Here is a 16,412-nt window from a genome sequence, read left to right as displayed (position 1 = left end):
GTCCGCACGACCGGGGAACCCCGGATCTCGTCTGGCATCCCAGACAGCTACCACTTGACCTGCGGCTCCGGGTCGACCACGACCAGCTCGGCGACCTCGACCAGCGCCTCGGGCGGCGCCAACCGGCTGGACGAGCCGGTGTTCGACACGCCGAGGTGCCGCCCGGCGCCGAGGTCCACGTTGAGCAGCCCGCCGCTGATCTCCTCGTAGTACTGCGCGGGACGGCCCCGCGCCGTCACCTCCCGCGCCGCATTGGCCAGGTAGGGGGCCGTGGAGAGGGAGACGAGGTAGTCGTGCCCGCCGTGCGTCGCGGTCCCGTGCGCGCTCCAGCCCCCGTCGCCCCTGTCGGTGATCGAGAACACGGTCGAGTCGCCGAAGGACACCGGCACGCGGATCGCCCGTCCGTCCGGCCGGACGGACTCGGCGACCCGCAGGGCCGTGGCGCGCGCGTCGGGCACCCCCTGCGTGGTGACGACGAGGAACCGGTCCTCCCGGACCCGCCAGTGCAGGTCGCCGCCGACGAAGTAGCCGGGCGCGCCGGCGACCGCGACCTGGTCGGCGGACGCCTCCAGCGAGGCGGCGCGCGTGGCGATGTCGTCCCCGTGGACGCTGAAGTCGATCTGCGGCGCGACGGAGCCCTCCGCCTCGACCCGCTGGTACGAGCGATCCGAGCCGTGCGGGGTGTTGCCGCGCCGCCACTCGGTGAAGCCGTCCGGCAGCCACGTCGGGCTGTACTCCAGCGGCACGGTCCGCACGGCCGGGCCCGGGTCCTCCGCCACCGTCGTGGTGATCGGGATCGCGGGCGGCGCCTCCTCGGCGACGGGGGGCCTGGCCACCGTGGTGACCGCCACGACGGCCGCGGCGACCGTGCCGGCGGTGGCCAGCACCAGGAGCAGCGGCTTGCGGCTGCGGCGCGGCCGGTGCAGGGCGGCGAGCACGGGACCGGGCGGCGGGGTGCGCTCGGCGCGCAGCCGCAGGGCCTCGGCGACCAGCTTCTCGGTGTCGTTCACAGCGCCTCCTTCACCTTCTCGGCCGCGCGCAGGGTGGCCAGCGCGCGGGAGATGTGGCTGCGGACCGTGCCCTGGGAGCACCCCAGGGTCGCGGCGATCTCGGCGTCGTCGAAGCCCTCGTAGAAGCGCAGGACCACGGCGGCCTTCTGCTTGCGCGGCAGCTTGTCGATGCGCTGGAGCATGTCCTCGCGCTCGTCGTAGTGGCCGGTGAGGTCCGGTCCGGGCGGGTCGACGCCGGTCAGCGGGAGGTGCGTCTTGAGGCGTCGCCGCCAGCTCAGGTACTCGTTGGTCACCATGCGCTTGAGGTACGCCACCGGGGCGTCCACGCCGCTGATGCGCGCCCAGCGCTGCTGCGCGCGCAGCAGGCACTCCTGGACCACGTCCTGGGCCAGGTGGGGGTCGCCGGTGAGGACGGTGGCGTAGCGCAGCAGCGGGGTCACCTGCGCCGCGGCGAACTCCTCGAAGCTCGTCGTCATGCCCCTCCAATGCGCCCGGCCGCCGATTTGTTGAGAATGGGTCCGTGGGAGCCAGCAGCGACGTGCCGGCGCTGCGCCGGGGACTCGCCGTGCTGCGGCTGCTGGCGAGCAGGCCGGGACCGCTGTCGGCGGCGGCGGTGGCCCGCGAGCTGTCCCTGCCCAGGTCGACGACCTACCACCTGCTCGCGGAGCTGGCGGCGGCCGGGTTCGCGACCCACTTCCCCGAGGAGCGACGGTACGGGCTGGGCGTGGCCGCGTTCGAACTCGGGTCGGCCTACCTGCGGCACGACCCGCTGGAGCGGCTGGCGGGCCCCGTCCTGCGGCGGCTGGTCGACTCCGCGGGCCGCACCGCGCACCTGGGCGTGCTGCACGGCGCCGAGTCGCTGTACCTGGTGCGCGAGCAGCCCCGGCAGCCGACCACGATCGTGTCGGACGTGGGCGTGCGGCTGCCGGCGCACCTGACCGCGTCGGGCCGGGCGGTGCTGGGGCGGCTGCCCGCGGCGCAGGTGCGGGCGCTGTTCCCGGGCGTGGCCTCGTTCGTGGACCGCACCGGCCGCGGTCCCGCCGACCTGCCGTCCCTGCGCCGCCTGCTGGCCGCGGAGCGGCGGCGCGGCTGGTCCGTGGAGGACGGCTACGTGACGGCCGGGTTCGCCTCGGTGGCGGCCCCGGTGTTCGACCACGGCCGCCGCCCGATCGCCGCGGTCACCGTGACGTTCCGGCACGACTGCGCGCCGGAGTGCGGCGAGACCTGGCCCGAGCTGGCTGCCGAGGTCGGCCGCTCGGCCGACGAGCTGACCTCGCGCATCGGCGGCCGGAGCTGATCGGCCCCGATCTCCACCCGGCCCTCATGTTCGCCACCTGCCGTCCCGTCCCGACTGCGGACTGGACGAGGTGGGACATGGTTGCCACGGGACGGTGGCTGCTCCCGGCGGGCTGCGCGACCCTCCTGGTGGCGGCCCTGGGCGGCGAGGTGGCGCAAGGCCTCCTGCCGGCCCGGTCCGAAACGGGCCCCCTCTACACCCTGACCTACCACGCCGAGGAACTGGCCGAGAACGCCGGCGTCCTCCTGATGCTGGCCGCCACCGCCGCCCTGCGCCTGACCCGCCACCAAACCCACGTGGAACTCACCTACCGCACCCCCTGACCCCGCGCGTGTCCTCCACTCGGGCATCGCGTGTCCTCCACTCAAGCATCGCGAGTCGAACACTCAGGACCCCCGAGTTCCACGTTCAGGACAGCGAAACGGCCCGGCCCCCTCGGGGAACCGGGCCGTCGAACGACCGCTCCAGCCCTACAGCGACACGCTCTTCAAGAAGTCCGCCGCCACGTTGGCGATGGTCTTCTTGTCCACGTCCGCCTGCTTCACCAGGTCGGCCAGGATCTCGGTGGTCAGCGCCGCCGACACCTTGTCCAGCGCCTCCTTGCCCTTGGCGTCGACCGCGTCCGACCGCAGCAGCGGCACCACGTTCTGCGCCGGGTACATGGTCTTCGGGTCCTCCAGCTGCACGAACCCGTTGGCCTCGATGTCCGCCGACGTGGTGTACAGGTTGGCCACCTGCACCTCGCCGTTCTTCAGCGCGTCCACGGTCACCGGCCCGCCCGCGTCGGTGGTCTTGATCTCGGTGAACGTCACCCCGTACAGCTCGTCGACCTTGGTCTCCCAGCGCTGCGCCCACTCGCCGGCCGCGCCGAGCGCGTACTTGCCCGCGCCGAGGTCCGCGATGGACTTCACGCCGGCGTCCGCGGTCTCCTTCGTGACCACGAGGACGTCCTTGTCCTCCGCCGGCGACTGCGCCAGCACCTCCAGGCCCGACGGCGTCTTGGCCTTCAGCGCCGCGTAGACCTCCTCGGACTCGGTCGTGGTGTTGGTCTTGTCGAAGTAGTTGAGCAGGTTGCCGCTGTACTCCGGCACCACGCCGAGCGACTTGTCCTGCAACGCCTTCACCACCAGCTCGCGCGCGCCGATGCCGGCCTTGACCGACACGGTCGCGCCCGTCGCCCGCAGCGCGCCGGCGTAGATCTCGGCCAGGATCTTGTTCTCGGTGAAGTCGGCCGAACCGACCACGACCTCGCCCGACTCCGCCTGCTGGTTCGCCCCGCTCAGGTCCTCTTGCGACCCGCACGCGGAAACGACCAGCGCGGCCGTCGCGGCGATGACGGCCCACGTGCGCTTCATGCGGTGCTTCCTCCTGATTCGACGGTCACCGGCTCCTCCGGCGACCCGGCTGCGTCCGCAGCCTCAGCCCGGCGGGGACGACCAGTCGCCCCAACCCCGCGAGCAGGACGTCCAGCACGACCGCGAGCAGCGCGATGAGCACCGCGCCGCCGACGAACTGCCCGTAGTCCAGCACCCGCAACCCGTCCAGCAGCGGACGGCCCAGCGTCTCGATGCCCACGTACGCCGCCACCGAAGCGGTCGCGACGACCTGGAGCGTGGCGTTGCGCAGGCCGCCGACGAGCAGGGGCAGCGCGTTGGGCACCTCCACCCGCCACAGCCGCTGCGCGCCGGTCATGCCCATGCCGCGCGCGGCGTCCACCACACCGCGGTCCACGTCCTGGATGCCCGCGTACGTGCCCGCGAGGATCGGCGGGACCGCCAGCACCACCAGGCCGACCAGCACGCCGACCGCGCCGCCGCCCGCCACCAGGTACAGGAACGTCACCAGGCCCAGCGTCGGCAGCGCGCGCAGGGCGTTGCCGCCGCCCACCAGCACCACGCCGCCGCGCCCGGTGTGCCCGACGTACAGGCCGAGCGGCACCGCGATCGCGGCCGCGCCGAGCACCGCGCCGAGGCAGTACAGCAGGTGCACGCCGACCCGCACCGGGATCGACTTCGACCCGGTCCAGTTGACCGGGTCGACCAGCCACGCGAGGGCGTCCGCGAAGATCACGGCTTCCCCACCCTCGTCCACGGCGTCAGCGCGTTGCGCAGCAGCACCAGCAGCAGGTCCACCACCAGGGCGAGGACCAGCGTCAGCACGATGCCGACGATGATCGGCGCGAGGTAGCGCTGCCGGAACCCGTCGGTGAACAGCGCGCCGAGGCCGCCGGTGCCGATCAGCGCGCCGACGCTGACCAGGCTGATGTTGCTCACCGACCCGACCCGCACGCCCGCCGCGAGCACCGGCACGGCCAGCGGCAGCTCCACGGACAGGAACCGGCGCAGCGGCCGGAAGCCCATCGCGGTGGCGGCGGCCGTGATGTGCGCCGGCACCGCGTCCAGCGCGTCCGCGACCGGCCGCACGAGCAGGGCCGTGGTGTAGACGGTGAGCGCGATGATCACGTTGAGCGGGTCGAGCACCTGCGTGCCGATGATCGCCGGGATGATCGCGAACAGCGCCAGCGACGGGATCGTGTAGACCGCGTTGGACAGCGCGACCAGCGCCGACTTCACCTGCCGGAACCGGTGGCACAGCAGGCCGAGCAGGACCGCCAGCACCACCGACACCAGCAGCGGCACGAGCGACAGGTAGACGTGGTCGAGCAGCATGTCCACGAGCGCCGCCCGGGTGCCCGCGTCGGCGAGGTAGTTCCCGATCTCACCCACGGGCGCGCTCGATCACGTCCAGCACCTGCCGCGCGGTGACCACGCCCGAGAGCCTGCCCTCGGCGTCGACGGCCACGCCGAGGCCGGACGGCGAGGACAGCGCGGAGTCCAGCGCGCCCCGCACCGGCGCGCCCACCTCGTAGAGGGAGCCGCCGGGCACGAGCGCGCCGTCCGGCGCGATCCAGCCGCTCGGCCTGCGGTCCTCGCCGACCAGGAGCCGCCACCCGTCGCCCGTCGCCCGCCCGTCAGCGACCGGCGCCTCGGCCACCTCCACCCCGGAGGCGTCCACAAAGGACAGGCTGCGGTAACCGCGGTCCTTGCCCACGAAGCCCGCCACGAAGTCGTCGGCGGGCCGCGCCAGCAGCTCGGCGGGCGGCGCGTACTGCGCGAGCACGCCGCCGACGCGCATCACCGCCACCTTCTCGCCGATGCGCACGGCCTCGTCGATGTCGTGGGTGACGAACACGATCGTCTTGTCCAGTTCGGCCTGGAGCCTCAGCAGCTCGTCCTGCAACCCCTCGCGCACCACGGGGTCGACGGCGCTGAACGGCTCGTCCATCAGCAGCACCGGCGGGTCGGCGGCCAGCGCCCGCGCCACGCCGACGCGCTGCTGCTGCCCTCCGGACAGCTGCACGGGGTAGCGCTTGCCCAGCTCGGCGGGCAGGCCGACCAGCTCCAGCAGCTCGGCGGCCCGCGCCCGCGCCTTCCTCCGCGTCCACCCGGTGAGCAGCGGCACGGTGGCCACGTTGTCCAGCACCGTCCGGTGCGGGAACAGGCCGGCCTGCTGGATGACGTACCCGATGCCGCGCCGCAGCGCCGGCGGGTCCACGTCCATCACGTCCCGGCCGTCCACCAGCACGGCGCCCGAGGTGGGGTCGAGCATCCGGTTCACCATGCGCAGCGACGTGGTCTTGCCGCACCCGGACGGTCCGACGAAGACCGTGATCGTGCCCGCCTCGACCACCAGGTCCAGGCCGTCGACCGCGGTGGTGCCGTCGTCGAACCGCTTGGTCACGTCGCGGAACTCGATCACCCGTGGTCCTCCCGCCGGTGGGTATCAAGCGTCGAACGACCCTAGCCCGTCACCCGGACCGGGGCACGGCGTTCCACCATTCGGTCAGTAGGCTGCACGGTTTGTGGCAACCGAACCGGTGCGAGCCCTGCTGGCCGCACGAGGCGCGCACTCCCGCAGGCTCCGTCGCGTGCTCGACCTGCTGGTCGAGGACTGGCGGACCCTCGCGGAGCTGGTGCGGCTTCCCGCAGTGCCCAGGCGCACCGTGCAGGAGCTGCTGACCGCGATCGGTGACGACCTGGAGACCAGCGGTGACCGCTACCGCGTGACACCCGCCAAGGTCGCCGACTACGCGGCGTTCCGGGCGGGCGGCGACCTGCCCGACCCGCTGGACGAGCTGGTGCGCGGGCACGCCGCCGAGCTGCGGTCGATCCGGGCCGACATCGCCGACGTGCCGCCGCCGCTGGCCGCGCTGGACCACGTGCAGGCGACGCCCGAAACCGCGCTGCGGCGCGCGTTGTGGTTGGACGCGACCTACGACCTGGCCGGGCGGACGCTGCTGTGCCTGGGCGACCACGACCTGACGTCGCTCGCGGTGTGCGCGGTGAACCCGGACGTGTCGGTCGTGGTGGTCGACGTGGACGACCGGCTGCTGGAGCACATCGCGACCCGGGCCGGTGAACGCGGGTGGCCGGTGCGGGCGCTGCACGCCGACTTCCGCTTCGGGCTGCCGCCCGCCGTGCTGGAGTCGGCGGACCTGGTGTTCAGCGACCCGCCGTACACGCCGGAGGGCATGGCGCTGTTCGCGTCGCGCGCGGTCGAGTGCCTGGCGGACCTGGGCCGGGGCCGGGTCCTGCTGGCGCACGGTTTCAGCGAGCGCACCCCCGCGCTGGGCCTGAAGGTGCAGCAGGAGCTCCAGAAGCTGGGCATGGTGTTCGAGGCGATCCTGCCCGCGTTCCACCGGTTCGACGGCGCGCAGGCCATCGGCAGCGCGGCGGACCTGTACGTGTGCCGGCCCACCACCCGCCGCTCGGCGGGCGCGCCGCCGAAGACCGCCATCTACACCCACGGCCCGCAGTCGGTGGAGGCGACCGGCCCCGGTTCGCGGGCGTTGCAGGCGCTGGTCGACCTGGCGCCGCGCCCCGAGTCGTCCCCGCCGCCGAAGCCGCGCCAACCGGGGTGGGCCGAACCGGTCGGCAAGGGCGCGGCGTCCCTGGCCGTCGACCTGTCCGGCGACCCGGGCCCCTGGCTGCTGCGGACCCTGCTGGCGTGCTCGCCGGGCCGGATGGCCGCGCTGGTGCCGAACAACCACCCGGACGTGGCATCCGAGAAGGGCCAGCGGTCGCTGACGTCCCTGGTGGGCACCAGGTTCGCGCTGAAGTTCCTCCGCTCCACCCCGGACGGCAAGCACTGCGTCGTGGTCGCGGACCAGGTGCTGGCGGGCACCCTGGACGCGGGCGGCCTGGCCGTGCGCGAGGTGCTCTCGCGGGCCCACGGCAAGCTGGGCAACGTGTGGCGGGAGGCCCTGGTCACCGCGTCGCGCGGGCAGCTGACCAAGCGGGAGTCGCGCGACCTGGTCGACCGGCACGCCGAGGACGAGGACGAGTTGGAGCTGAGGCTGATCGACCTGCCCCGGCACCGCGTCGCCGCCCTCCTGCCGCTGGTCCGGGCGTCAGCCGGCTGACCCGCGGCGCGGTGGCTCCGGTTCGAGCGGCCGGGTGGCGGCGAAGGCGACGAACCCGAGCGCGACCACCAGGGCGAGCGGCAGGAGCCACGCCTTGCCGACCCCCACCTGGTCCGGCCAGGCCGGGGACACCAGCTCGTGCCGGTCGAACACGACGGGGATGCGGTCGCCCGCCTCGCCGAGGGGGTGTTTGTACGTGTCGAGTTTCACGTCGTCGTGGTGTCGATCACCGCACCGGAGCGAGTACCGGAACTCGGAGTTGGTCCTCGACGTGTCGACCTCGTGCACCCGGAGGACCTCGCACTCGGTGGTCTGCCCGAACACCGCCAGGTACAGCGGGTGCGAGGCCAGGCCGGAGGCCACCATCGTGCCGAAGAAGACGACGAGCCCCACCAGGACCAGCCAACCCTTGATCCGCATCTGGAAGATCGCGAGCAGGAAGCCCAGGAAACCCAAGGAAAGCGTGACGAAGCCGACCACCCTGTTGGTGTTGCCCATGACGAACAACCCGGTGGCGAACTGCGCCACCAGGCACAGCACCGCCACCACCACCCAAACGCCCCTGCCCCTCATTCGTCCAGGTACCCCGTCCTGCGCTTGAACGCGTCGTCGCCGCCCCGGCCCTCGTTCTCCAACTCGTCCTGCTTCGAGGCTTCCCGCGAGTAGTCGGCAGCGAGCTTGGTCTGGAACGCGCCGTCGGTCACGCTGGGGATCGAGTGCGGTGACGGCGAGCCGTCCCCGCGCTTGAACGGCTTGAACGGGGTGTAGGCCTCCACCGCCGGTTTGCCGCCCTCCACCCGCCGGACCGTCACGTTCTCCGTGGCTTTCTCCCAGGTCCTGCCGGCATCGCTGTAGGCGCGACCGAACTGCCTGCCCGCGTCCGCGACCCCGGAGCCCACGTCGCCCAGCGTCGGGCGCGCGTCGCCCCGGCCCTCCATCCGCTTGCCCGCGTCCTCCAAGCCCTGGAACCCAGCCCCTGGCGCTCCGGCCGGCCGGGTCGTGCCGCTCCCACCCCGCCCGAACCGACGCAGCCCCTTGAGGGCGTTGCCGAGGGAGCCGAGCGCGCCCTTCATCCGGCTCAGGACGCGGGTCACCGCCCGCAGGAGCTTCGCGATCAGCTGGGCGATCTTGCCGAGCACGACCGCCGCGCGGCCGACCGCCCACGCGGCGAACGCGGCGACGGAGCTGCCGAAGCTCACCACCGACGAGGCGAGGGCGATGGCCGCGTTGCGGATGATCTCCCAGACGAGCACCGCGACGAGGTCGCGGATCATGCCGCGCACGGCCGCCGTGAGGGTGCCGGCGGAGGCGACCGACTCGGCGACGGCGACGCACGTCCGGCTCGTCTCCAGCGTCTCCTGCACCAACCGGCCCTGGCTCTGCCGGAACGCGTCGGCCGCAGCCTGCTCCCAACCCCTGACCTGGTTCTCGACCGCGTCGTGCTGGGCTTGGGCGATGCCGTCGAGGGCCGCCGCCGCCTTGTTCCAGCCGGCGACCGCCTCCTTGATCTTGTCACCGTCGCCGGCGAGCTTGTCCAGCCCTTCGCGCAGGAAGCTGATGTGCTCGATCAGCCACCCGATGCCGGCCGTGGCGAGCGAGCCGAGCGGGTCGATCATCATGCCGAGGCCGTCGAGGGCGAGGGCGCCCACGTTCATGCCGAACTCACCCCAGTCGCCCTCACCCATGGCGCGTCCGAAGGAGTCGTACGCCTGCGCGCCGGACTCGAAGACGCCCGCGCCCGCGAAGTTGTCCGGCGCGAACGGCTCGCCGGTGTCGACCCCGGTGATCAGGCCGTCGTCCCCCATCAGCCGCCTCCCCCGAACCGCTTCCGGTTGCCGTCCTCGACGTCGTCGTAGCGGGTCGCCGTCGCGATGGTGTCGCCGGCGGCCTCGCCGTAGGCGGTGGCCAGTTCCCCGATCTTCTCCGCGGCCTCGGCGGCGGCCTGCTGGGCCTCGTTGGCGAAGAACTCCAGCAGCTCGCCGAACGTCCGACCGCCGAGGTCGATCGCCGCGGCGTCCGCCGCGACCGCCGCGACCTCGCCCTGCCGCCCCTCCTGCCCACCGGCGAACGACCGCAGCTGCCCCGCCTGCACCCGGAACCCGCTCACCGCAGCACCGTCCCGAAGCCGTCCTCGTCGTCGGGTTCGGCACGCCTCGGCGCGGGTCGCGCGGGTGGTGGCCGGAAACCGCTCGGCGCGCCCCACGGGTCCTGCCGCAGCACGCCGCCGCCCTCCTCCGCGACCGGCGCGGGCGGAGGGGCCTCCTCCTGCGGGATGAAGGCGGTCAGGAAGTCCATCGCCTCCGTGCCGCCGAACTGCGGCTCGACCACGGCCGCCACCTGCCGCGCCGCCTGCGCCTGCGCCCGCCGGACCGCGTCCATGACCACCTGGCCCAGCTGGACGTGCGAGAACTCGGTCGCGCGCGGCGAGAACCCGATGTGCTGGAGCGCTCCGTTGGGCGCCACCGTGACGGTGACCGCGCCGTCGTTCGAGCGCACCGTCGCCGCCGCGCCCCTGATCTGCTCCTGCATGTCCTGTGACCGCCGGGCGAGGTCCTGCGCCCTCGCCTCCAGGTCCGCGATCACCCGTTCAGGGTTCACCCGGTCACCCCCCGTTGTCGTTCGACACCGGTTCGTGAGTATCGCCGACGAGTCGTCGACGAGTGCCCGCATTGGCACAAGTGCCTGATCACACCGAGCGGGCCAGCTCCTCCAGCCGCCCGAGGAGGCGCGCCACCGCGCCCAGCAGCTTCGCGACCTGCTCGGTGATCCGCGCCAGCACGGCCGCCGCCCGGCCGACCGCCCACGCGGTGAAGTCCGCCACCGACGTCCCGCCGCTCGACTCGGCCGCGGCCAGCGCGACGGCGGCGTTGCGCACCACCTCGCGGGCGAACATGACGACCAGGTCGCGCACCACGCCGCGCACGGCGGCCGCGGCGGTGCCCGCCATCGACACGTGGTCGGCGACCGCGGCGCACCGCCGCGAGGCGGCGAACGCCTCGTCCACCCACGCCTCCCGCGCGCGCCGGAACGCCTCCGACGCGTGCGACGCCCACCCGGCGACGTGCACGTCCACCTCGTCCCGCCGCGCGCGGGCGAGGCGGTCGAGGTCGATCGACGCCTGCCGCCACCGGGCGACCGCGTCCTTGATCCGCGCGCCGTCGCCGGCGAGCCAGTCCAGCGGCGCGCGCAGGAAGGCGACGTGCTCGACCAGCCACCCGAGGTCGGCCTCGACCAGCGCGTCCAACGGGTCGAGGACCGCGCCGAGCGTGTCCAGCCACGCGGCGGCCAGCCCGCGGCTCCGGGCGGCCCGGGACGGCTCGCCCACCTCGACGTCCGGCCCGGCCCGCCGGACGTCCTCCACCGCCCGCGCCGCGGCGTCGGCGAAGGGCCTCAGGAGCACGCCGAACGCGTCACCGCCGAGATCGACGCCGGACCGCACGTCGAGACCGCTCACCGCCCCGCCTCACCGCCGTCCTCCGGGCACCACAGGCTGCGCGGCAGCGGGACCCCGGGCACGTCGGCCACCGCCGGCACCGCAGGCACGTCGGCCACCGCAGGCACGTCGGCCACCGCCGGCGTCCCCGGCGCCGCAGGCGCCCCCGCGACCACCCGGTGCCGCCCCGAGCCCCCCGCCACCCCGTCGACCGGTGCCCCACCGGCCCCCTCCGGCGCGAACCCGGCGATGAACCCCATCGCCTCGGTGCCCCCGAACTCGACCTCCACGACCTCCGCCACCCGCCGCGCCACCTCGGCCTGCGCCCGCCGGACGGTCTCCATCACCACCTCGCCGAGCCGGGCGTCCGGGATCCCCGAGGCGGGCAGCGCGAACCGGATCCCCCGCAGCGCCCCGTTGGGCGCGACGGTCGCGGTCACCACCCCGTCGGGCGAGCTGACCACGGCCTCCGCCGCGCGGATGCCCTCCCGCACCTCCTGCGCCCGCCGGGCGAGGTCACGCGCCTTGGCCTCCAAGTCGGCGATCATCCGTGCCGGGTCCACCGCACCGTCTCCTCACTCCACGTCACCACCCGATCGTGGAGTATCCCGAATCACCCGGCGCGGGGTATGTGCAAGGGGCCCAGCGCCAGCACCGCCCGGAACTCCTTGGGCGGCACGGGCCGGGAGAACAGCCAGCCCTGGTACGCGTCCACGCCCACGCCGCGCAGCACGTGGAACTGGGTGGCGGTCTCGACGCCCTCGGCCACGCACTCGCGGCCCATCGCCCGCGCCATGTCCACCACGGCCTTGGCCACGGCGAAGTCCGACGAGTCGTTGCCCACGCCCGAGACGAACCGCCGGTCGACCTTGATGATCTGCGCCGGGAGGTCCTTGAGCCTGGCCAGCGACGAGTAGCCGGTGCCGAAGTCGTCCACCGCGAACCTGATGCCGCGGCCCACCAGCTCGTCCATCGACTGCCGCACCCGCGACGGCAGGTCGACCAGCGCGGTCTCGACCAGCTCCAGCACCACGCGGTCCCACTCGATGCCCGCCTCGGCGATCGCGTTGGCCACGATGTCGACGAACTCGGGGTCGCCCGGCACGAGCCCGGCCAGGTTCACCGCCACCGACACCGCCCGGCCGCCGGGCGACGGCCAGCCCGCCGCCTCCTTCAGCGCCGTGCGCAGCACCCACCGGTCCAGCTCGCGCAGCAGGTCGCCCTGCTCCGCGACGGGCAGGAAGATGTCCGGCGGCAGCAGCCCGCGGTCCGGGTGCGGCCAGCGCACCAGCGCCTCCGCGGTCAGCACCGCGCCGTCCACGCCGACCACCGGCTGGAAGTGCAGCGCCAGCCCGTCGTGCTGGAGCGCTTCCCGCAGCTGCCCCTCCAGGTGGACCTGCCGGTCGGCGGAGGCGATCAGCGCGGCGCTGGCCAGCGACACGCGGCCCGCGCCCGCGCGCTTGGCCTCGAACATGGCGGCGTCGGCGAACCGCAGCAGGTCGTTGCCGGTGGCCCGGGACCCGTTGGGCACGGCCGCGCCGATCGACGCCGACACCCGGACCAGCTGGCCGTGCACCGGCACGGCGGTGCGCAGCAGGCCCGCCACCGTGGTGGCCAGCTTGTCCACGCCGCCGACCTCGTCGATGTTCTCGCAGATGATCACGTACTCGTCGCCGGACAGCCGGGCGGCGGTGCAGCTGCCGGGCAGGCCGCCCTCCAGCCGCCTGGCCAGCGCGACCAGCAGCTCGTCGCCCGCGTCGTGGCCGAGCGAGTCGTTGACCCGCTTGAAGTTGTCGATGTCGCAGAACAGCACCGCGACCTTGGACCGCCGCGGCGACGCCAGCAGGTCCGCCAGCATCTCCTTGACCAGCGCCCGGTTGGGCAGGCCGGTCAGCTCGTCGTGGGTGGCCTGGTGGCGCAGGGCCTCGGCGGTGCGGCGGCGCTCGGTGATGTCCTGGAACACGATCAGCCAGAACCGGCGGCCGTCGTCCTGCACGGACAGCGCGATGTGCAGCTCGCAGTACACCTGCACGCCGTCGCGGCGCACCAGGATGCGCTGCGGGATCTTGAACGAGCGCTCGGCGCCGGGCGCGGACATCTCGTCGATCGGCGGCAGCGGGTTGCCGCTGTCGTCGGGGTGGGTGAGCCGGCCCGCGGTCATGCCGCGCAGCTGCTCCAGGTCCATGCCGAGCAGGTCGCACAGCGCGTCGTTGGCGTCGACCAGCCGCTCGCCCTCGTCGAACAGGCCGATGCCGACGGGCGTGAGCGACACCAGGTCGGCGAAGCGCTGGCTGGACCGCTTCATGCGGGTCTCGGTGGCCCGCTGCTCGGTGATGTCCTGCGCCGTGCCGACCGCCAGCGGCCTGCCGTCCGGGCCCTTGACCACCACGCCGTAGCAGCGGAACACGCGCACCTTGCCGTCGCGGCGCACGAGCCGGTGCTCCAGCTGGATGGGCACCTCCTCGCCCGCGAGCTGCTGCCACAGGTCGTCGACCCACGCCCGGTCGTCGGGGTGCACGAGGTCCAGGTAGGTCTGGTAGTGGGTGTGCTCCTCGCGCGGCACGCCGAACAGCTGGGACATCATCTCCGACCAGACCACCTCGCCGGTCTGGAGGTTCCACTCCCAGACGCCCAGCTGGGCGGCCCGCTGCGCGTCGGCGAGGCGGCGCCGGTCGGCGCGCAGCTCCCGCTCCAGCGCGCGGGCCTCGGTGACGTCCTGGACGGTGCCGTGCAGGCGGGTGATCCGGCCGCCCTCGGCCTCGGCGCGGGCCCGGCACACGTACACGCGGTCGCCCAGCTCGCTGCGGACCTCGGCCTCCAGCGTCCGGCCGCCGTCGGCGTCGTCGTTGCGCAGCAGCCTGCGGCGCAGGTCCTCCAGCGGGCCCCGGTCCTCCGGGTGCACGCCGCACAGCAGGTCGTCGTCGGGCACGACGCCCAGCTCGGCGTACATCTCCAGCAGCACCTCGCTGCGGTGCACGGCGCCGGACCGGCCCGCCTTGGCCGGGAACTCGTAGCTCCAGCTGCCCATGCGGGCGATGCGCTGGGCCTCCAGCAGGCGGGCGCGCTCGGTCTCCAGCGCGCGGTCGGAGGTCAGCTGGTCGGTGATGTCGCGGATGTAGCCGGTGATGAACTGGGTCCGGCCGTCCGACCGCACCTTGGCCTCGGCGACGCCGCGGATCCAGCGCAGGCCGCCGTCGGGCCGGACGATCCGGTAGACGATGTCGATCGGGCTGCCGTCGAGCGCGCGGTTGGCCCAGTAGCTGGCGACCATCTCGTGGTCGTCGGGGTGGACCACGTCCAGCACGGCCTGCGCGCCGGGCACCACCTCGCCGGGCTTGACGCCCATCATCTCGTAGTGCGACTCGGACCAGACCGTGACGCCGGTGTCCGGGTCGTACTCCCAGGAGCCGATCTGGGCGACCCGCTGCACCGTGCGCAGCCGCCGCTGCTCGTCGCGCAGGTCCTCGGCGGCCCCGGCCAGGTCGGAGACGTCGACCATGAGCACGGCGTGCAGGCCCGTGCCCGGCACGTGGGTGCGCACCACGCGGACCGGCAGCAGCACGCCGTCGGCCCGGCACAGGCGCAGGTCGTCGGGGTCGCCGAGCAGCAGCCCGGTCAGGTCGCGGCCGACGAGCTCGTCGGCGGACCGGGCCCGGCACAGCGCGACCGCGGCGGGGTTGGCGCGCATGACGACGCCCTTGGGGTCGCACAGCAGCGCGGGCGACTCGGGCAGCGCGAGACCGCCCAGCTCCACCTCGCCGTTCGGCGGGCGGGCCGGGTCCAGCACCACCGGAGCGCGTCCAACCCGCTTGGGCACGGTCCCACCTTCCCGTGTCTACGGCAGGGATGACCGGCCCGACCGCACCCGAAAACGGCGTCCCTCTCCACGGGCAATATTCACCCGAGGAGAGGGACGGTAGCGCTTCGGAGCGTCATCGCCCACCCCTCAACGGGTTAACGAAACAACACCTTGGCGGTTTCGTTGCCAATCGAGGGGTACGGACGGATGCGGCCGGAGCTCTCCCAACTCCGACTTGGGGTCAGGCTACTCCGTCCCGCTGCGCTGCCAAGGCCACCGCGGTGGCCACTTCGGGCCCGACCCGGGGGTCGAGCGCGCTGGGCACGATCCGGTCGACGGCGAGGTCGTCGGCGGCGACCGCGGCGATGGCGTCCGCGGCGGCGAGCTTCATGCCCTCGGTGATCCGGCGGGCCCCGGCGTCCAGCGCGCCCCGGAAGATGCCGGGGAAGGCGAGCACGTTGTTGATCTGGTTGGGGAAGTCGCTGCGACCGGTGGCGACCACGGCGGCGTGCCGCCCGGCGACCTCCGGGTGCACCTCGGGGTCGGGGTTGGACAGGGCGAACACGATCGCGTCGCCCGCCATGCCCGCGATCAGCTCCTCCTCGACCGTGGAGGACGACACGCCCACGAACACGTCCGCGCCGCGCAGCGCCTCGGCGATGCCGCCGCGCAGGCCGCTCGCGTTGGTGACCTCGGCCAGCTCCGCCTTGACCGGGTTCAGCCCGTCGCGGCCCGCGTGCACGATGCCGCGCGAGTCGACCATCGTCACCTCGCCCACGCCCGCCGCGATCAGGATCTTCGCGCAGGCCACGCCCGCCGCGCCCGCCCCGGAGATCACCACGCGCTGGTCGCCGACGCGCTTGCCGAGGACGGTGTTGGCGCCGCGCAGGGCGGCCAGCGTGACCACCGCGGTGCCGTGCTGGTCGTCGTGCATGACCGGCACGTCCAGGGCCTCGATGAGCCGGGCCTCCAGCTCGAAGCAGCGCGGCGCGGCGACGTCCTCCAGGTTGACCGCGCCGAAGGACGGCCGCAGCCGGACCAGCGTCTCCACGATCTCGTCCACGTCGGTGGTGTCGAGCACCAGCGGGATCGAGTCGAGGCCGCCGAAGGTCTTGAACAGGGCGGCCTTGCCCTCCATGACCGGGAGGGACGCGCTGGCGCCGATGTCGCCGAGGCCGAGCACGGCGGTGCCGTCGCTGACCACCACGACCAGGCGGTGCGCCCAGGTGTAGCGGGAGGCCAGGCCGGGGTCGTCGGCGATGGCGCGGCTGACCCGGGCCACGCCCGGGGTGTAGGCGATGGACAGGGCGCGGGGGTCGGCCAGGGAGGCGGTGATGCCCACGCCCAGCTTGCCGCCCTCGTGGGCGCTGAAGATCTCGTCGTCGGTCAGCTCGGTCGTGAGCGGTTCGTTCACTGCGGTCATGGGAGTCCCTCCTGCGGTGCGCGAGTGG

General features: G+C 73.9%; 17 protein-coding genes. 3 read left to right on the top strand and 14 right to left on the bottom strand.

Annotated elements, in window-relative coordinates; genetic code table 11:
* Nucleotides 1-47: 47 nt before the first annotated feature.
* Complete coding sequence (locus tag ABD223_RS31025; RefSeq protein ID WP_344040176.1) at nucleotides 48-1,010, bottom strand: hypothetical protein; 963 nt, start codon at nucleotides 1,008-1,010, stop codon at nucleotides 48-50.
* A complete protein-coding gene (locus tag ABD223_RS31020; RefSeq protein ID WP_344040175.1) occupies nucleotides 1,007-1,486 on the bottom strand; it encodes a SigE family RNA polymerase sigma factor in 480 nt (159 codons plus the stop codon). Before ABD223_RS31020 ends, ABD223_RS31025 begins: the two co-directional genes overlap by 4 nt.
* A gap of 44 nt (nucleotides 1,487-1,530) precedes the next feature.
* Here ABD223_RS31020 and ABD223_RS31015 point away from each other — a divergent pair, with 44 nt between their 5' ends.
* Both ABD223_RS31015 and ABD223_RS31010 read left to right on the top strand, forming a co-directional pair.
* Entirely contained in the window at nucleotides 1,531-2,307 is a 777-nt protein-coding gene (locus tag ABD223_RS31015) for an IclR family transcriptional regulator (protein WP_344040173.1), read from the top strand.
* A 77-nt stretch (nucleotides 2,308-2,384) separates the two neighbouring features.
* Nucleotides 2,385-2,630, top strand: a complete 246-nt coding sequence (locus ABD223_RS31010; RefSeq protein WP_344040171.1) for a hypothetical protein — start codon at nucleotides 2,385-2,387, stop codon at nucleotides 2,628-2,630.
* 147 nt (nucleotides 2,631-2,777) lie between these two features.
* Here ABD223_RS31010 and ABD223_RS31005 read toward each other — a convergent pair whose 3' ends face one another.
* The 4 genes from ABD223_RS31005 to ABD223_RS30990 are packed head-to-tail and all read right to left on the bottom strand — an operon-like array spanning nucleotide 2,778 to nucleotide 6,066.
* The gene (locus ABD223_RS31005; protein ID WP_344040170.1) at nucleotides 2,778-3,662 is read right to left on the bottom strand and encodes an ABC transporter substrate-binding protein; all 885 of its coding nucleotides are present in this window, start codon (nucleotides 3,660-3,662) and stop codon (nucleotides 2,778-2,780) included.
* Nucleotides 3,663-3,687: 25 nt separating this feature from the next.
* The gene (locus ABD223_RS31000; RefSeq protein ID WP_344040169.1) at nucleotides 3,688-4,377 is read right to left on the bottom strand and encodes an ABC transporter permease; all 690 of its coding nucleotides are present in this window, start codon (nucleotides 4,375-4,377) and stop codon (nucleotides 3,688-3,690) included.
* Complete coding sequence (locus tag ABD223_RS30995; RefSeq protein ID WP_344040282.1) at nucleotides 4,374-4,976, bottom strand: ABC transporter permease; 603 nt, start codon at nucleotides 4,974-4,976, stop codon at nucleotides 4,374-4,376. The genes ABD223_RS31000 and ABD223_RS30995 overlap by 4 nt, the downstream gene beginning before the upstream one ends.
* A gap of 49 nt (nucleotides 4,977-5,025) precedes the next feature.
* The gene (locus ABD223_RS30990) at nucleotides 5,026-6,066 is read right to left on the bottom strand and encodes an ABC transporter ATP-binding protein (protein WP_344040167.1); all 1,041 of its coding nucleotides are present in this window, start codon (nucleotides 6,064-6,066) and stop codon (nucleotides 5,026-5,028) included.
* Nucleotides 6,067-6,169: 103 nt separating this feature from the next.
* Between ABD223_RS30990 and ABD223_RS30985 the strand changes: the two genes are divergently transcribed.
* Complete coding sequence (locus tag ABD223_RS30985) at nucleotides 6,170-7,729, top strand: bis-aminopropyl spermidine synthase family protein (protein WP_344040166.1); 1,560 nt, start codon at nucleotides 6,170-6,172, stop codon at nucleotides 7,727-7,729.
* Here the strand turns inward: ABD223_RS30985 and ABD223_RS30980 are convergent.
* The 8 genes from ABD223_RS30980 to ABD223_RS30945 form a co-directional block, all read right to left on the bottom strand.
* The gene (locus ABD223_RS30980; RefSeq protein WP_344040164.1) at nucleotides 7,718-8,302 is read right to left on the bottom strand and encodes a hypothetical protein; all 585 of its coding nucleotides are present in this window, start codon (nucleotides 8,300-8,302) and stop codon (nucleotides 7,718-7,720) included. The genes ABD223_RS30985 and ABD223_RS30980 overlap by 12 nt on opposite strands.
* The gene (locus ABD223_RS30975; RefSeq protein WP_344040162.1) at nucleotides 8,299-9,534 is read right to left on the bottom strand and encodes a hypothetical protein; all 1,236 of its coding nucleotides are present in this window, start codon (nucleotides 9,532-9,534) and stop codon (nucleotides 8,299-8,301) included. The genes ABD223_RS30980 and ABD223_RS30975 overlap by 4 nt, the downstream gene beginning before the upstream one ends.
* On the bottom strand, nucleotides 9,534-9,836 hold the full coding sequence (locus ABD223_RS30970; RefSeq protein ID WP_344040161.1) for a type VII secretion target: 303 nt from the start codon (nucleotides 9,834-9,836) through the stop codon (nucleotides 9,534-9,536). The genes ABD223_RS30975 and ABD223_RS30970 overlap by 1 nt, the downstream gene beginning before the upstream one ends.
* Complete coding sequence (locus ABD223_RS30965) at nucleotides 9,833-10,327, bottom strand: YbaB/EbfC family nucleoid-associated protein (RefSeq protein WP_344040160.1); 495 nt, start codon at nucleotides 10,325-10,327, stop codon at nucleotides 9,833-9,835. Before ABD223_RS30965 ends, ABD223_RS30970 begins: the two co-directional genes overlap by 4 nt.
* 88 nt (nucleotides 10,328-10,415) lie before the next feature.
* Nucleotides 10,416-11,183, bottom strand: coding sequence for a hypothetical protein (locus ABD223_RS30960; protein WP_344040159.1), 768 nt, complete (start codon nucleotides 11,181-11,183; stop codon nucleotides 10,416-10,418).
* Nucleotides 11,180-11,725 carry a YbaB/EbfC family nucleoid-associated protein gene (locus ABD223_RS30955; RefSeq protein WP_344040158.1) on the bottom strand — a complete coding sequence of 182 codons (546 nt, stop codon included), beginning with the start codon at nucleotides 11,723-11,725 and terminating at the stop codon, nucleotides 11,180-11,182. Before ABD223_RS30955 ends, ABD223_RS30960 begins: the two co-directional genes overlap by 4 nt.
* A gap of 50 nt (nucleotides 11,726-11,775) precedes the next feature.
* The gene (locus ABD223_RS30950; RefSeq protein WP_344040157.1) at nucleotides 11,776-14,979 is read right to left on the bottom strand and encodes a putative bifunctional diguanylate cyclase/phosphodiesterase; all 3,204 of its coding nucleotides are present in this window, start codon (nucleotides 14,977-14,979) and stop codon (nucleotides 11,776-11,778) included.
* 223 nt (nucleotides 14,980-15,202) lie between these two features.
* Entirely contained in the window at nucleotides 15,203-16,384 is a 1,182-nt protein-coding gene (locus tag ABD223_RS30945; protein WP_344040156.1) for an NAD(P)-dependent malic enzyme, read from the bottom strand.
* Nucleotides 16,385-16,412 lie beyond the last annotated feature (28 nt).

Origin of the sequence: Saccharothrix xinjiangensis (assembly GCF_039527585.1) — a bacterium.
Lineage (GTDB): Bacteria > Actinomycetota > Actinomycetes > Mycobacteriales > Pseudonocardiaceae > Actinosynnema > Actinosynnema xinjiangensis.
This window is presented reverse-complemented; position numbering and strand designations above follow the sequence as displayed.

Excerpts from the sequence above, each read along its gene's own strand:
- ABD223_RS31020 (WP_344040175.1), bottom strand. The coding sequence starts at position 1,486 with ATGACGACGAGCTTCGAGGAGTTCGCCGCGGCGCAGGTGACCCCGCTG.
- ABD223_RS31010 (WP_344040171.1), top strand. The coding sequence starts at position 2,385 with ATGGTTGCCACGGGACGGTGGCTGCTCCCGGCGGGCTGCGCGACCCTC.
- ABD223_RS31005 (WP_344040170.1), bottom strand. The coding sequence starts at position 3,662 with ATGAAGCGCACGTGGGCCGTCATCGCCGCGACGGCCGCGCTGGTCGTT.
- ABD223_RS30995 (WP_344040282.1), bottom strand. The coding sequence starts at position 4,976 with ATGCTGCTCGACCACGTCTACCTGTCGCTCGTGCCGCTGCTGGTGTCG.
- ABD223_RS30980 (WP_344040164.1), bottom strand. The coding sequence starts at position 8,302 with ATGAGGGGCAGGGGCGTTTGGGTGGTGGTGGCGGTGCTGTGCCTGGTG.
- ABD223_RS30975 (WP_344040162.1), bottom strand. The coding sequence starts at position 9,534 with ATGGGGGACGACGGCCTGATCACCGGGGTCGACACCGGCGAGCCGTTC.
- ABD223_RS30945 (WP_344040156.1), bottom strand. The coding sequence starts at position 16,384 with ATGACCGCAGTGAACGAACCGCTCACGACCGAGCTGACCGACGACGAG.